Source organism: Pseudomonas sp. LBUM1649, assembly GCF_059716155.1.
The window spans coordinates 156,168-171,692 of sequence record NZ_CP166807.1 but is presented as its reverse complement, the minus strand read 5'-3'; the positions used below and the strand labels follow the sequence as shown (position 1 = coordinate 171,692).

The 15,525-nt window shown below is 60.2% G+C and carries 12 protein-coding genes; 1 reads left to right on the top strand and 11 read right to left on the bottom strand.

What is annotated here, in order from left to right; all coding sequences use genetic code 11:
* Nucleotides 1-98 precede the first annotated feature (98 nt).
* The 4 genes from ACA058_RS00690 to ACA058_RS00675 all read right to left on the bottom strand — a co-directional run bounded on the left by ACA058_RS00690 (nucleotide 99) and on the right by ACA058_RS00675 (nucleotide 5,474).
* The gene (locus tag ACA058_RS00690; protein WP_497637392.1) at nucleotides 99-1,670 is read right to left on the bottom strand and encodes an efflux transporter outer membrane subunit; all 1,572 of its coding nucleotides are present in this window, start codon (nucleotides 1,668-1,670) and stop codon (nucleotides 99-101) included.
* The gene (locus tag ACA058_RS00685; RefSeq protein ID WP_497637391.1) at nucleotides 1,667-2,731 is read right to left on the bottom strand and encodes an HlyD family secretion protein; all 1,065 of its coding nucleotides are present in this window, start codon (nucleotides 2,729-2,731) and stop codon (nucleotides 1,667-1,669) included. Before ACA058_RS00685 ends, ACA058_RS00690 begins: the two co-directional genes overlap by 4 nt.
* Nucleotides 2,732-2,757: 26 nt before the next feature.
* Nucleotides 2,758-4,293, bottom strand: a complete 1,536-nt coding sequence (locus ACA058_RS00680; RefSeq protein ID WP_497637390.1) for an MFS transporter — start codon at nucleotides 4,291-4,293, stop codon at nucleotides 2,758-2,760.
* A gap of 254 nt (nucleotides 4,294-4,547) precedes the next feature.
* Nucleotides 4,548-5,474 carry a LysR family transcriptional regulator gene (locus ACA058_RS00675; RefSeq protein ID WP_497637389.1) on the bottom strand — a complete coding sequence of 309 codons (927 nt, stop codon included), beginning with the start codon at nucleotides 5,472-5,474 and terminating at the stop codon, nucleotides 4,548-4,550.
* 175 nt (nucleotides 5,475-5,649) lie between these two features.
* Here ACA058_RS00675 and ACA058_RS00670 point away from each other — a divergent pair, with 175 nt between their 5' ends.
* On the top strand, nucleotides 5,650-6,516 hold the full coding sequence (locus ACA058_RS00670) for an RHS repeat-associated core domain-containing protein (protein WP_497637388.1): 867 nt from the start codon (nucleotides 5,650-5,652) through the stop codon (nucleotides 6,514-6,516).
* Between the two features lie 79 nt (nucleotides 6,517-6,595).
* On the opposite strand, the gene ACA058_RS00665 is transcribed toward ACA058_RS00670, so the two are convergent.
* The 7 genes from ACA058_RS00665 to ACA058_RS00635 form a co-directional block, all read right to left on the bottom strand.
* Nucleotides 6,596-7,462 (bottom strand): ABC transporter permease, encoded by an 867-nt coding sequence (locus ACA058_RS00665; RefSeq protein WP_497637387.1) that lies wholly within the window; start codon nucleotides 7,460-7,462, stop codon nucleotides 6,596-6,598.
* Between the two features lie 22 nt (nucleotides 7,463-7,484).
* The gene (locus tag ACA058_RS00660; protein ID WP_497637386.1) at nucleotides 7,485-8,345 is read right to left on the bottom strand and encodes an ABC transporter ATP-binding protein; all 861 of its coding nucleotides are present in this window, start codon (nucleotides 8,343-8,345) and stop codon (nucleotides 7,485-7,487) included.
* Nucleotides 8,346-8,350: 5 nt separating this feature from the next.
* Complete coding sequence (locus ACA058_RS00655) at nucleotides 8,351-9,376, bottom strand: ABC transporter substrate-binding protein (RefSeq protein WP_497637385.1); 1,026 nt, start codon at nucleotides 9,374-9,376, stop codon at nucleotides 8,351-8,353.
* Nucleotides 9,377-9,394: 18 nt separating this feature from the next.
* On the bottom strand, nucleotides 9,395-10,282 hold the full coding sequence (locus ACA058_RS00650) for a TauD/TfdA dioxygenase family protein (RefSeq protein ID WP_497637384.1): 888 nt from the start codon (nucleotides 10,280-10,282) through the stop codon (nucleotides 9,395-9,397).
* Nucleotides 10,283-10,526: 244 nt separating this feature from the next.
* Nucleotides 10,527-11,894 (bottom strand): HlyD family type I secretion periplasmic adaptor subunit, encoded by a 1,368-nt coding sequence (locus tag ACA058_RS00645; protein WP_497637383.1) that lies wholly within the window; start codon nucleotides 11,892-11,894, stop codon nucleotides 10,527-10,529.
* The gene (locus ACA058_RS00640; RefSeq protein WP_497637382.1) at nucleotides 11,884-14,040 is read right to left on the bottom strand and encodes a type I secretion system permease/ATPase; all 2,157 of its coding nucleotides are present in this window, start codon (nucleotides 14,038-14,040) and stop codon (nucleotides 11,884-11,886) included. The genes ACA058_RS00645 and ACA058_RS00640 overlap by 11 nt, the downstream gene beginning before the upstream one ends.
* A gap of 41 nt (nucleotides 14,041-14,081) precedes the next feature.
* Nucleotides 14,082-15,434 carry a TolC family outer membrane protein gene (locus ACA058_RS00635; protein ID WP_497637381.1) on the bottom strand — a complete coding sequence of 451 codons (1,353 nt, stop codon included), beginning with the start codon at nucleotides 15,432-15,434 and terminating at the stop codon, nucleotides 14,082-14,084.
* Nucleotides 15,435-15,525 lie beyond the last annotated feature (91 nt).

Genomic DNA, 15,525 nt, shown 5'->3' with positions numbered 1-15,525 from the left:
GGTCATGAAGTGGACCAAAATGCTAACCCCTGATGGACATCGTGAGTGCCCACACAAATAAATCAGGACGCGTCCTACATCCAGCTTCACGATTTCACTCAATGTTTCGCCGTCAGCGGATACACCGACTCCCATCCGCCACCCAGCGCCTTGTACAACCCGACCGCTGCCAGCGAAACGCCGGTGGAACTCTCCACCCATTGCTCCTGGGTCGCCAGCAATGCGCCTTGCACGGTGAGTACGTTAACGAAGTCCACCACGCCCTCGACGTATTGCTGTTGTGCGGTTTGCAGGGCAATCCGGTTCTGCCGCACCGCTTCGGCGAGACTGTCGCGGCGTAGTTGGCTGGCGTTGTAGGCGCTCAATTGGTCGTCGATTTCATGCCAGGCGCGCAACACGGTTTGCTGGTAGGCGATGGCCGCTTCCTGTTGCTGGGCTTCGCGCAGGTTCAGCACACCGCGCAGGCGGCCGCCGTCGAACAGTGGCAGGCTGAACTGCGGACCGATGCCGAACGTGCGTGAACCCCAGGAACCGAAATCGCTCAGTTGCATGGCTTGCGAACCGACACTGCCTGACAGGGTAATCCGTGGATAAAAATCACCCTTGGCCACGCCGATGCTCGCGGTTGCGGCATGCAGGCGGGCTTCGGCCTGGCGGATGTCCGGGCGGCGCTCGGCCAGATGCGACGGCAGGCCGATGGCGACCTGGCGCGGGGTTTGCGGCACCGGCGCGTCGGTGGACAACTCGGCTGTCAGCGCCTGGGGCGGCTCGCCCATCAACAGGCTCAAGGCGTTGATCAGCCGGGCCTGGCGTTGCTCCAGTGCTGGCAGGCGTGATTCGATGGCCGCGACCTGGGCGGCGGCTTCGGCGACATCAAGGTCCGTTGCGACACCGTCAGCCAGGCGCAGCTGCGAAAGCTTCAGACTGTGCCGGGCGACGTCGAGGTTCTGCTCGGTGACTGCGCGGGTGTTCTGCACTCCGCGCAGTTGAATGTAGTCCTGGGCGGTTTCGGCAAGCACCGACAACAGCACACCGCGACGGTCGTCTTCCGCCACTTCCAGAGTGGCATCGGCGGCTTCGGTTTCGCGGCGTACGCGGCCCCAGAAATCCAGCTCCCAGGAGGCAGAGAAGCCGGCATCCCAGAGATTGAACGCCGAATTGCCGTTGTGCCCCGACGGGTCGCTCAGGCCTTCGCCGCTGTTGCGTTTGCGTGAGTAACTGCCGCCGACGGCGGTGGAAGGATAACGATCAGCTGTTATCACCTGACGCACCGCACGGCTTTGTTGCAAGCGGCTGCTGGCGAGCTTCAGGTCGAGGTTGTCGGTCAGGGTACGTTGAGTGAGGGCCGAGAGTTTCGGATCGTTGAACACTTGCCACCAGCGTTCGTTCATCGCTTCGGCGCTGGCCTGGCTGGTGGCTGCTTTTGCTGGTTTCGACCATTCGGCGATTGGCTGTGCCTCAGGTTTCTGGAAATCGGGGCCGACGGTGCAGGCTGACAGGCCCATGACAAGCAAGGCGCAAAAAGTAAGTTGAGGCAAGCACCCTCTTCGCGAGCAGGCTCGCACCCACAGGGGATTTTTTCTGAAACTGAAACTTTGAAAAGACCTCAATTCCCTTGTGGGAGCGAGCCTGCTCGCGAAGACGTCGGCACGATCAACAAATATCTTCATCGCTGCGCAACCTCATGCGCGCCAGCACCAACCGTATCGATACTCGCCTCCACCGACATCCCCACCCGCAACCGCTCCGCCAACGGCTGACCCGGCTCCAGCACAATTTTCACCGGAATCCGCTGTACCACCTTGGTGAAATTGCCAGTCGCGTTATCCGGCTTGATTGAAGCAAAGGTCACGCCGGTGGCCGGTGCGATGCTCTCGACCCGCCCGTTCAACGCTGCGCCGCCAAAGGTGTCGACACGCACCTGCACGTCCTGCCCCGGTTGCACATTTGTCAGTTGGGTTTCCTGGAAGTTGGCCACCACATAGGCCTGCGCCAAAGGCACCACTGCCAGCAACTTGCTGCCCGGCGTGACATACGCGCCGACCCGCACCGCGCGCTCACCGACCATGCCGTCCTGCGGCGCGGTGATCCGTGTGTAAGACAGCTCGTAACTGGCGATTTCCAGCTTCGCCTGCGCCCGTTTCAAACCACCTTCGGCCCCGTCACGCTGGGCTGCGAGTATGTCCACCTGCTTGCGCTCCGCCGCCAGCACGGCCGTCACATTGGTCAACTGGGCACTGGCCTGGTCGATGCGCGTGCGCGCTTGCTGAGCCTTCTGCACCGTGCCGGCACCGACCCCGGCCAAGTGGTCGTAGCGGTTCAGTTCATGTTGAGCGAAGGCCATTTCAGCCTTGGCGGACACCACCTGCGCCTGTGCCTGAGCGATTACCGAGACCTGACGCTCAAGCATCGCCCGGGCATTTTGCAGTTGTGCCTGGGCCACCAGGGCCTCGGCGGCGGCCGCTTCGGCGGCGGCGCGCAGGTCGCGGTCATCGATCAGGGCGAGCAGTTGCCCGGCCTTGACCTGTTGGTTGTCTTCCACCAGTACTTGCTTGATGAACCCGGCAACGCGGGGCACCACCAGCGTGTAGTCGGCCGAGACATAGGCATCATTGGTGCTCTGCTGCGTGCGCTGGCCGAACAGGCCGGGCGCCAGCAGATAAATCAGTACGCCCATCGCCATCACGACGCAGACGCCAACGGCTACTTTTTGCTTGGATTGAGTCGTCATGAAAACCTTCTGTTTCATTGATGCATTCAAGTCGGTGCACGTGGCGGATAGATCCGCGTCGGCAGCCAGAAAATCAGCAGGATCAGCGCCAATGCGACGCCGGCCATGCACAGGTAAAGATCCGATGCGGCCAGCACCACGGCCTGCTCATGCAAGCGGTGGGCAAGGCCCGGGGTATCGCTGTCGACCAGGGGAGAATTGCCGAGGCGGTCCACCAGCATGGTCGAGTGAAAGTGCAGGCGCTGCGTGGTCATGGCTTCCAGCACGCCGGTGGCGATCACCGCCGCCAGGCCTTTCACGGTGTTGAACCAGGACGACGCGAACGGTCCGTCCATGGGGTTGATGCTGCCGGTCGAGAGCATCAGCAACGGCAAGACAGACATGGGTTGACCGAAGATCTGCAGCAGTTGCAGGGCATAGAATTCATCGCGAATCCACACCGAGGTCAGCTGCGAACCGCCGATGCAGGACAACACCAGCATGCTCAGGCCGATCCCCAGCACCCAGCGGCAATCGACCCAGCGCAGATTGCACAGCGCCGCCACCAACGGCAGCGCTATCAACTGCGGGAGCGCCGCCAACAGGGTGATGGGTGCGGTCTGCACCGGGCGATAGCCCTGGACCTGCGCCAGATAGCTGGACGGAATAATCACCACCGCCAGCAACACCACCAGCACGCCGGCCAGGGTGATCAGCGCGAACGACAGGTTGCGGATGCCGAGCATCTGCATCTTGAAAAACGGAATCGGCTGCGACCACTCGTTGATCAGAAACAGCATCAGCAACAGCGTACCGCCCACCAGCAATCCACAAATCAGGCTCGACTCGAACCAGTCCAGCCGATTGCCCTGCAGGATGCCGATCACCAGCATGCAGATCGCCGGAAAACCCAACAGCAAACCACGCCAGTTGAACTGTTTGAAACGCTCCAGCCGCAGCGGGTCCTGAGGAATGCCGTAGCTCACCGCGACCATTGCAATCAGGCACGGCACGACGATCTGCCAGAAGGTCCACTGCCAGCCGACATACTCGGTCCAGAGCCCGGCCAGCGGCGTGCCCAGGCCCGGACCAAAGGTGGCGGTCAGGGCATAACCGGCCAGGCCGTAGAGTTTTACGTTGGCCGGGAGAAAACGCAGGGCGACGGTCATCAGCATTGGGGGCAGCGCGCCACCGGCCAGGCCTTGCAGGGTGCGCAGGACCAGCAGGCTTTCGTAGTTCGGCGCCAACGGGCACAACACCCCCAGCAGGGTGAAGGCACTGATGGCGCAAAGGGTGAAGCGCCGCAACGAGAACGTCACCGCACACCAGGGCGCAAACGCCATGGCAGCCACCGAGGTCGCGGCGTAGCTGGCGACCAGCCAGGTGCCTTCGTCGTAACCGATGGCCAACCCGCCACGGATATCGGCCAGGGCCACCTTGGTCACCATCTCGTTCAGGCCCGACACCAGCACCGCCAGCAACACGCCTACCAGGCCGATAATGATCCGCGGGCCGAAGACCGGGGGTGCGGCGGCCGTCGGGCTGGCCGCGGCGAGAGGTGCCGTGACCGTGAGGGAAGTCATTGCTGCAAGCTCCGGGATTTGAAGACCGAAGCATTCTAGGAAGGTCCAGACGTGACGAAAACTGACTTATCGTCAGGTTATAAGTGCGTTATACGCAACGATGCAAAAAACTGTGGGAGCGGGCCTTGTGGCGAGGGGATTTAGCGAAACGTCGCACCGCCCCGTTGGGTCGCGAAGCGGCCCCTAAAAATGGGACTGCTGCGCAGTCCAGCGGGGATAAATCCCCTCGCCACAAGGCCCACAGGTTCATTCGTTCAACCCAAGACCGGTTGCGCTGCCAGCCACGTCTCGTCACAACAGGTTTTCAGGGTTTCACGCAGCCAGCGGTGTGCGGGGTCATTGTCGAAACGAGGGTGCCAGGCCTGGCTGAGCACGATGGTCGGCAATGGAATGGGCAGGGTGAACGAGCGCAACTTCAGTCCCAGTCGGCGAACGCTCAATAGCGTCTCCCTGGGCACCGGCAGAATCAGGTCGGAATCGGGCAAGGCGAACATCGCCGCGTGGAAACTCGGCGCGATCACCGCTACTCGCCGCTCCAGGCCCAAGGCGTTGAGTGCCGCATCGATTGGCCCGCGAGCGATCCCGCGACGGGACATGCTGATATGCGAATACCCTGCAAAGCGTTCAGCGGTGATCTCTTGATCGAGCAAGGGATGATCCTCGCGCACCAGGCCGACAAACTGGGTGGAGAACAGATTCTGCACCTTCACTTCCGGCATCAGCGGCCGGTTGTTGCTGACGCTCAGATCGATGCGGCCCTCTCGCAACGCCTCATCATCGCCATCGCCCTCTGGCGCAAAACGCAATTCACAATGCGGGGCCTGACGCTCCATGGTGGCGAACAGCTTGCCGCCGTAGATGCCGATGAAAAAATCGTTGGCCCGGATACTGAAGCGTCGTCGCAAGCTGCCCAGATCCACAACACCGGCCGAGTGGAACAACTGCGCGGCCTGCTCCACCACGTCGCGCACCTGTTCACGCAACTCCAGAGCCTTCGGCGTCGGTACCAGACCACGGCCGGCCCGTACCAGGATCGGATCGCCGATGGCTTCGCGGATGCGCGTCAACGTGCGGCTCATGGCCGCCGGACTGAGGTTCATCCGCCGCGCAGCACCGACCACACTACCCTCGTCGAGTAAAGCGTCGAGGGCGACCAATAGGTTCATGTCCGGTAGTTGCATGGCGAGCACTCGTGCCTGATCAGGATTGATTCAGGCGCAATGCTAGCAGAACAAAAGATCGTCCGGACGCGATCCCAGGCGTGATGCGATGACCCTAGCAGTTCTGATAGTTCTCGATAGAGGACCTGAAGTGTAAAACTAAATCTCTCGTCCATACTTCAGTGAAGCCATTGGCATGACTCAACTCAAACCTGTTGATCAGAAATCTTCCACTTGGCAACGCACGACGCTGCTGGCAACCGACAATAGCCAGTCAATCATCGGCGAAATCGTCGATGGCAAACATAACTCCATCGCGTACAGCGCTTACGGCGAGCAATTCGCGAAGCAGGAAGACAAGATCCGACTGGGCTTCAATGGCCAATTACGCGAAGCGAAGGTCGGCTGGTATTTGCTGGGTAACGGCTACCGTGCTTACAACCCGAGATTGATGCGCTTCCACAGCCCCGATAGCTGGAGCCCATTTGGTCGGGGTGGTTTGAATGCATACATGTATTGCATTGGAGATCCGGTGAATCGCTCCGATCCAACGGGGCATGTTAATTGGCTGCGTTTTTTTGGATTTAATCAACACAAGAGTTGGAACGCTTGGAACCTGCCTGATGTGCCTGAGACAGCTTTAGATATAGAGAGAGGCATGCGACCTGAAAATTCTGGCGGGTTCGCATCATTAATGGGTGCAGGAGCGGTGATGGCTCCCAGGGCACCCGGGCCGGGGGGACTCAGTTCAACTCCCATTGGCAATAGCCCGGCAATAGGTGGCCCAGGGAGCGCGAGCTTAAGGAACTATCCGGCATTTGAAGGCGCCGCAACGATCACGACAACTGCCATCCTCTCATCACCTTCACCGGTAGAGGCTCGCAGGTTCAGTATTGACGAGAATATCTTTAGGCCACGTTCAAATACGTCGGATAGCTTCCACCAACGTAACTCATTGCCTAGTTATAACCAGGCAGTGCCACCTAATTATGAGCAAGCACAACGAAATGTAATAAAAGCACAGGAGCTTGTTGAATATACAATTCAATTTCGCAGTCGTTAGACTGAGTTAATTCGGTTCCTGCTTGTTCCAGTCCACAATACCAAGTCAGGTAATAACGATTTTGGATGCTGCTCCATCCCTAACGCTGCATCCCCCACCGTTTCACCGTCACCCGCTCCAACGAATCAAACACCAGATTTTCCACCAGCAACCCAATCAGAATCACCACCGCCAACCCGGCAAACACCTTGTCGGTGTACAGCTCATTGCGGTTCTGGAAGATGTACCACCCCAACCCGCCCTTGCCACTGGTCGCACCAAACACCAGCTCGGCAGCGATCAGCGTGCGCCACGCGAAAGCCCAGCCGATTTTCAATCCGGCGAGGATCGACGGCAGTGCCGCCGGGATCAGGATGAACAACACGAAGCGCATGCCCTTGAGGCCGTAATTGCGTCCGGCCATGCGCAGGGTTTCCGATACGCCGAGAAAGCCTGCGTAAGTATTGAGCGCCAAGGCCCAGAGCACCGAATGCACCAGCACGAAGATCAGGCTGTTCTGCCCGAGGCCGAACCACAGCAGCGCCAGCGGCAGCAGGGCAATCGCCGGCAATGGGTTGAACATCGAGGTCAGGGTGCTGAGCAGGTCGCGACCGAATCGCGTCGACACTGCCAAGGTCGTCAGGGTAAACGCCAGGACGATCCCGATCAGGTAGCCCTTGAGCAGCACCACCAGGGAAATCCACACCTTGCCCAACAATTCGCCGCTGAGCAGACCGTCGTACAGCGCATGAGTGGTCTGCACAAAACTCGGCAGCAGCAGGTCGTTGTTCTGATAACGGGCAACGGCTTCCCAGAGAACGGCGAGCAAAATCAGGATCACGCTTTTGCGCAGCCAACCCTGTTGCCACAGGCGTTGGCCAAGCGGTAATTCACGCTCCAGCGGAACGCTGGTCAGTGGCTGCAAAACGGTTTCGAATTCTTCACGCGGGGATGATAAATGGCTCATCGGGCCCTCCTCTCAAACTGGCTCAATAAGCGATGCGGATGTCGGCGAAATCCAGCTCGCGTTCGGTTTCCGGCGACTGGCCTTCATCGAACAACAACCGATGGATGCGCCGCGCCGACTCCTGGAACGCCACGCCGCCCAGGCTGTGCAAATCGTATTGATGACTGTGGACTTCGGCGCGCACCCGCCCCGGATGGGGCGACAACAACAAGATGCGATTGCCCACCACCAACGCCTCTTCGATGGAGTGCGTGACGAACAGCAGCGTGAAGCGCACCTCCTCCCAGAGCAGCAGCAATTCTTCCTGCATCTTGCGTCGGGTCAGGGCGTCGAGCGCGGCGAAGGGTTCGTCCATCAGGAGGATTTTCGGCTGCATCGCCAACGCCCGGGCGATGGCGACCCGCGCCTTCATGCCGCCCGACAGGGTATGCGGATAGGCATCGGCAAACGCCGCCAGACCGACCTTCTCCAGGTAGTGCAACGCTCGCTCTTCGGCCTCTTTACGCTTGAGGGTTTTCGAAGCCAGCAGCGGAAACATCACGTTCTGCTTGACGGTTTTCCACGGCGGCAGTTGATCGAACTCCTGGAACACCACGATCCGGTCAGGCCCTGGCGCATGGACGCGCTGATTTTGCAGTCGGATCTCGCCTTCGACTGGCTGGATGAATCCGGCGGCGGCCTTGAGCAATGTCGATTTGCCGCAACCGGACGGCCCGAGCAGGACAAAGCGATCCGCCGGATCGATCTCGAAGCTGACCTGGTGGGTGGCCCGCACCACCCGCTGGGGTGTGCGGTATTCCAGGCTGACGTTATCGACCGACAGTAGCGCTTGGGCTGCGACGATCGGTTTGCTGACCGTGTGGCCTTGCAAAGGGGCGTTCATGTCGGTCAGCTCCCTTGCAGCGGTTTGGCGTCCTGGAAGAAGTAGTCCTTCCAGGAATCCGGTTTGTTTTTGATCGCGCCCACACGGTAGAGGAACTCGGCCAGCGGGTAGGTATTTTTCGGCGTGACGCTGAATTCGAACTGCGGGTTGTCGATGATTTTCAGCAGCTCGGCGCGGTCGATCTTGGCCTTGGTAACGCGAATGTAAGTGTCCGCCGCCGCACCTTTATCGTTCTGCGCAAATTGCGCAGCTTCGGTCAGCGCGTCGATGAAGGCCTTGTAGGTTTTCGGGTTTTCGTCACGGAATTTCTCGGTAGCAAACAGCACCGTCGGCGAGTTCGGGCCGAGCAGGTCATAGGTGTTGAGCACCACATGCACGTTTGGATTGGCCAGCGCCTGATTCTGGAACGGCGGGTTGGAGAAGTGCCCGCTCAACTCGGTGCCGCCGGCGATCAACGCTGCCGTGGCATCCGGGTGCGGCACGGCGATGGTGTACTTGTCGAGACGATTGAATTCCTTGTCGCCCCACTGCTTGGCGGCCGCGTATTGCAGGAAGCGCGACTGCACCGACACGCCCACGGCCGGCACCGCAATGCGGTCCTTCTCGGTGAAATCGGCGATGGTCTTGACCTTGGGATTGTTGCTCACCAGGTAGTATGGGAAGTTACCCAGGGAAGCCACGGCCTTGACGTTCTGCTTGCCGTGGGTGCGGTCCCAGATGGTCAGCAGCGGACCGACGCCGGCACCGGCAATGTCGATTGAGCCTGCGAGCAGCGCATCGTTGACCGCCGCACCGCCGGAGAGCTGGGTCCAGTCGACCTTGATGTCGATGCCTTCCTGCTTGCCGTACTTCTCGATCAGGTTCTGATCGCGCACCACGTTGAGCAGCAGGTAAACGATGCCGAACTGTTCGGCGATGCGAATTTCACCTTCGGCCTGGGCCACGGTTGGGGCGACCAGGCTGCCGGCGATCAGGCTGAAACCCAGGCCGATAGCCGCGGCCAGCGGTGCAAAAGGAAGACGTTTGGACATGGTCAAATCTCCGACAAATCAGTAAGGCGCGTCGCCCTGGATGGTGGTGCGATACAGCTTGCGGCGCAGATGGCTGGGGCATCCGGCGGCGAGGTGGATCAGTGATCGGTTGTCCCAGAACACCAGGTCATGGGGCTGCCACTGATGGCGGTAGATGTTTTGCGGCAACACGCTGTGGGCGTAGAGCTCGTCGAGCAATTGTTTGCTCTCGTCTTCCGGCAAGCCAACGATGCGGGTGGTGAAACCCTCGCTGACGAACAACGCCTTACGCCCGTTTTCCGGGTGGGTGCGTACCACCAGGTGAATGACTTCGGCGACTTGCGCCAGTTGTTCCGGGGTCAGGGTCGGGCGCCAGTTTCCTTCGAATTTGGTCTCGCTGTAGCGCGCCGTGTAGGAGTGCGCCGCCGAGCGACCTTCGACGGCTTTACGCAACGCCTCAGGCAGGTTGTCCCAGGCTTTGTGCATGTCGGCGAACAGGGTATCGCCGCCTTCGGACGGCAGTTCCTGGGCATGCAGCATCGAGCCCAGGCTTGGCAGTTCTTTATAGGAAAGATCGGAGTGCCAGAACTTGCCGGCGTCACCCAGGCCGATGGATTGGCCGTTTTCGATGATGTTGGAAACGATGAGGATTTCCGGGTGCCCGGCCAGCAGGAATTGCTTGAGCACATGGATCTGCAACACGCCAAAACGGCGGCTGAAATCGATTTGCTGCTCGGGGATAATGCGTTGGTCGCGGAACACCACCACGTGATGATCCAGGTGTGCACGGTGAATGCGGGCGAAGTCCTGATCATTGATCGGGCGGGACAAATCGAGGCCGATGATTTCGGCACCGACGGCGCCACTGAACGGGCGGATTTCGAAAAATTGTGGCGCGATGCTTGGCGATGCTGAAGCTGCAGACATAAATCACTCCCACGCACGGCACGCTCAAGGGCGCGCGCGTCGATCAGAAACTCACGGAGGTCCCGTGTTGGTTCGTGTCGTGCGGCGCGCCGATTGGTCGGCAGGTACGCAGGGGTGACTTTATAGGTATAAGAATTGAAATTTAAATACCGTTAGCGAATAACGATATGGCTTTTGAGATTGGGTGAATTTCAGGCCTCTTCGCGAGCCGGCTCGCGAAGAGGCTATCAGCCTCACAAACGAATCACCGCTCGTGCAACGCCTCGGCGCGAGCCCGGATGATCGGCTTGAGCAGGTAGCTCAGAACGGTCTTCTTGCCCGTGATGATATCCACCGACGCCACCATGCCCGGGATGATCAGCAGTGGCTTTTCATCTGTTCCCAGGTGGCTGCGATCCGTGCGCAGCTTGATGATGTAGTAGGTGGTCTTCTTGTCTTCGTCGGTGATGGTGTCGGCACCGATCTGCTCGAGCCTGGCTTTGAGCCCACCGTAGATGGTGTAGTCATAGGCGGTGAATTTCACTATCGCTTCCTGTCCCGGGTGCAGGAAGGCGATGTCTTGCGGGCGGATTTTGGCTTCCACCAGCAGGGTGTCGTCCAGCGGCACGATTTCCACCAGGTCGCTGCCTGGCTGAATCACGCCACCAATGGTGTTCACCAGCAGCTTATTGACGATGCCACGAACCGGCGATGTCACCATTGTCCGGCTGACGCGATCCTCCAGCGCCTTGCCGGTGGCCTGGGCCTTGTTCAGGTCGGTGCGCGCTTCATTGAGCTGGGTCAGGGCCTCGCTGCGGAATTTTCCACGGGTCTCGTCGATCTTGCGCGCCACTTCCTTGATCGCCGACTCCGCACGCGGGATCGCCAGGGTGGTGGCATCCAGTTGCCCACGGGTTTCAACTTCGGCGCGCTTGAGTCGCAGCACTTCCACGGGCGAAACGGCACCCTGGGCCACCAGCGGCTCGGACATGTTGATTTCCTGGCGCTGCAACCCCAGCGCGGTGCGGTACTGGGACTGTTTGGAGGTAAATTCGCGCAGCTCTTGCTGACGCTGGATCAACTGCTCCTGCAACCCGCCGATTTCATCGTGCAGTTGCTGACGACGGCTGATGTACAGGGATTCTTCGCTCGCGGCCTGACCGGGGACCGCTTTCAAGACATCATCCGGGAAATTCAGCGGACGGTCATCGACTTCAGCACTCAAGCGCTCCACCCGAAGCAGCATCGACAGCCGGTCGGCTTCGGTTTCGCCGACGTTGGAGGCGAACCGCGTATCGTCCAGGCGAATCAGTGGCGCGCCGGCCTCGACGATCTGCCCTTCACTGACGAACATCTCGGCGACGATACCGCCTTCGAGGTTCTGGATCTTTTGAATCTTGGAGGAAGGAATCGCCTTGCCGTCGCCCTTGGTGACTTCGTCGATCACCGCAAAGTTGGCCCAGAGCATCAGGAAGACGAAGAAGCCGATAATTGCCCAGATGGTCAGCCGCACCACACGCGGGGCGTCTTCGATAAGCGCCTTGTTGACCTCGGGCAGGGGCTGGTCCCTGAGCGAGTCGGAGCCTTTGAAGTAACGGCGGATGGAGCCTTTGAGGCCGGACTTAAGCAACACTGATCTGCCCCTTCTTCAACGCTTCCATCACGACAGCTTTCGGGCCATCGGCGAGTATTTGCCCACGGTCGATGACGATCAGGCGATCGACCAGCGACAGCAGCGAAGCACGGTGCGTAACCAGCACCACGGTCTTGCTTTCAATTACCGCGGCGAGGCGTTGCTTGAGGCGTTCTTCACCGGTGTTGTCCATGGCGCTGGTCGGCTCATCGAGCAGCAGGACCGGCGGGTTGAGCAGCAATGCACGGGCCAGCGCCACGTTCTGGCGCTGACCGCCGGACAGGTTCTGCCCACGCTCGCCGACTTGCAGTTCGTAGCCTTGCGGGTGCAGACGGGCGAACTCATGGACGCCAGCCAGTTCTGCAGCTTGCAGCACCATTTCGTCTTCTACATAGCGTGCGCCCGAGACGAGGTTGTCGCGCAGCGTACCCGCGAGCAGCTGGATATCCTGAGGCACGTAGCCGATGTTGTGGCGCAGTTCGCTGACGTCGATCTGACGGATGTCGACACCGTCTACCAACAGCGCGCCGTCGTCCGGCTGATAGAGGCCCACGACCAGCTTGGCCAGGGAGCTCTTGCCCGAGCCGCTGCGGCCGATGATGCCAATCTTCTCGCCCGGCTTGATCGTGAGATTGATGTTTTTCAGCGCCGGGTTTTGCTGGTCGGGGTAGGTAAAATTCAGCTGGCGGCATTCGATGGCACCTTGCAGCACCTTGCGACTCAAGGGGCGCTCTTCGAAATTGCGCTCCTGGGGCAACTCCATCATCTGGTCGACCGAGGTCATGGTGACACGCGCCTGCTGGTAGCGGGTCAGCAGGCCGGACAACGAGGCCAGCGGACTGAGCGCGCGACCGCTGAGCATGTAGCAGGCAATCAGGCCGCCCATGCTCAGGTTGCCCGCGATGATCTGGTACACACCAAAGACGATCATGATCACCCCGGCCAGCTGCTGGATCAGCAAGGTGATATTCATCGCCAGGCCGGACAGCATTTTCACCCGCAGCTCGAGGCGGCTGAGGGTGCCGATGGTCTGCTCCCACTGATACTGGCGCTCGCTCTCCGCGTTGTTGACCTTCACCGCGTCAAGGCCTGCGAGGGTTTCGATCAGGCTCGACTGACGCTCGGCGCCCAGCGCCATGGTGCGCTCCATGGTTGCCACCAAGGGTTTCTGCAAGGCATAGCCGATCAACAAGGCAATCGGGAACGCCAATACCGGAATCCACACCAAGTGCCCGCCAATAATAGCGATGACCAGGAAGATCAGCAGCGTGAACGGCAGGTCGATCAGGCTGGTCAGGGTCAGCGACGCAAGAAAATCGCGCAGGCTCTGGAACTCATGGATGTTCTGGGCAAAGCTGCCGACCCGGGCCGGGCGATACTTCATGGCCATGCCGACGATGCGCTCGAACAACGTCGCCGAGATGATCAGGTCGGTTTTCTTGCCCGCCAGGTCCAGGCAGAGGCTGCGCAGGCTCTTGAGAATCAGGTCGAACACGTAGGCGCCGGTGATGCCGATGGCCAATACCCACAGGGTCGATTCGGCCTGGTTCGGTACCACGCGATCGTAGACGTTCATCACGAACAACGGCGCGGCCATGGCGATGATGTTGATCAGGAAGCTGGCGGCGATGGCATCGGCGTAAAGCCAGCGCGAGCGCATCAGTGTGTCGCGGAACCACGAGCGCGCGCGAGGGATCAGGGTGCCGTGATTGACGTCGAATTTATGCTGGGGTTGAGCGAAGAACACCTTGCCGCTGTAGTCGTCGTTCAGCAGTTCGCTACTGACCAGGCTTTCGCCGCCGTCACTTTCACTGAGCAACAGCCGAGCCTGGTCGTCGCCTTGCCAGCCAAGCAGCACGGCACTGCGACCGTCCTTGAGCAGCAGCAGCGCCGGCATCGCGATCGCCGGGATCTGTTCCAGCTTGCGCACCAGCACCCGCCCCTGCAGTCCGGCGCGAGCCGCTGCGCGTGGCAACAATTCGACGCTCAGGCGCTGCTTGGGTAGCGGCAGGCCCGTGGTCAACATCGCTGCGCTGGCGGGCTTTTGATGCAGCGTACAAAGGGTCAGCAAGCCGTCCAGCAATGGATCGTCATGCAACGTGCGTGGGTCATGGATGAGATGAACTCGACTGGCTTCTGATTCCACGCTCGGCACTCTTGGCTAACGGATGAACGATAAGATCCTGCTCAGTTCATACCGGGCAGTTGGACCTTTGGCTTCACGTCGTTCTGCACGACGGATGCCATCGGTGCGACTACACCTTGGCTCTTGAGCAACTCGCCCATGGTCGCCTTGATTCGATACTGAGTAAATAACTGAATGTTCTTGATCTCCGCCAACCGGCGCGAAGCGTTGAACAATTCGTTTTCACTGTCGAGCAAGTCCAGCAGGGTTCGTTCACCGAGGCTGAACTGGCGCTGATACGCCGTGCGTACGCTGGTGCTGTGGTCTACATATTGCTGGGCAATGGGCACTTGGGCATTGGCATTGTTCAGCGCGTTCCAGGCCAGGCCCAGTTCTTCGTTCAACTGGCGCAACGCGTTGTTGCGGATATCCAGTGCCTGGTTGGACAGGTACGACTTCGATTCCATGTCGGCCTTGTTGCTGCCGCCGGCATACAGGTTGAAACGCATGCGCAGCATGGCCTGCCATTCGTTGTTGTGGCCGTTCTGGCCATCGATGTCATTGTCGGCGGAACGACCCAATTCAGCATCGAAACGTGGGTAGAAGCTCGACTTGGCGGCTTCATACTGTTTTTCCGCCGCAGCGATATCGGACTCGGCGGAGCGCAGGATCGGGCTGTTGTCCAGCATCTGCGCACGGGCTTCGTTCAGGTTGGCTGGCAGCAGCGCCAGGAACGGGGCGGGACGCTCCAGTTGGTCCGGCATCTGCCCGACAGCGCTGAGGAAGTTGGTCTCGGCATCGGCCAGATTGGTCTGTTCGGTGATCAGGTTGTTGCGCGCCTGAGCCATGCGCGCCTCAGCCTGGTCCAGGTCCGCACCGCTGCCGACACCGCGCTGGGTGCGTAACTGGATCTGGTCGTAAATCCGTTGGTGGCTCTTGAGGTTCTCCTCGGCCAGGCGCACGAATTCGCGGCGCGTCAGCACATCCAGGTACACCTGCGCCACAGTGAGTGCAGTGCGCTCCGAGGTGCCCAGCAGGGAATAGGCGCGAGCATTCACGGTGGCTTGTTGACGCCCCACTTCGTTGGACGTCGCATAACCGTCAAAAACCATTTGCGAGAGGCGCAGGCTCGACTCGCTGCGGTTCATGGTTTCCCAGTGGTTGTTGCTGCCGTCACCTCGAGTGGTGACGCTGTCAGTGCCTTCGCGGCCATAACCGCCCAGCAGGTCGACCCGTGGCAGGTATCCCCCCTGGGCCGCTTTTAACTGATAATCCGCAGCCAATCGACTGTTAACACCTGCCTGGATTTCCGGATGGACATCCAGCGCCTGTTGCATGGCCTGCGGAAGGGTCTGAGCCTGAACAAAAGTAGCGGCAACGGCGAAGGGTAAAGCCTTGAACAGGTGCAAACGCATAGTTGGAATTTCCCGGGGAATGCTTGTCTTGAATCACTGCAGAACGCGGCGCTGCATCGGATGATGGCAACGGGAATGGCCGTATGTCGGA